Annotated in this window: 1 pseudogene; it reads left to right on the top strand. The window is 42.0% G+C overall.

The features are described from left to right. Positions 1 to 227, top strand: a pseudogene (locus tag HHH54_RS11365) (group II intron reverse transcriptase/maturase); the annotation flags it as partial. Positions 228 to 255: the final 28 nt, after the last annotated feature.

Here is a 255-nt window from a genome sequence, read left to right as displayed (position 1 = left end):
GACAACTTATTTTAAAGCGATGGAAGAAAATCAAAACAAAATACAAGATGTTTCGAAAATATGGATTAGACCACAATAGTGCTATGCGTATTGCGAACTCAAGAAAGAAGTATTGGAGACTTTCAAACACGCATGAGGTTCATCGTGCGCTTACAACAAATAGACTCTACAAGTGGGGATTAGTACCACTAACCCGACTCGCAGAGTCTGCTTACGCAAGATATTGAACCGCCGTGTACGGAACCGTACGCACGG

The organism is Staphylococcus canis (genome assembly GCF_016238445.1).
GTDB classification, from domain to species: domain Bacteria; phylum Bacillota; class Bacilli; order Staphylococcales; family Staphylococcaceae; genus Staphylococcus; species Staphylococcus canis.
This window is presented reverse-complemented; position numbering and strand designations above follow the sequence as displayed.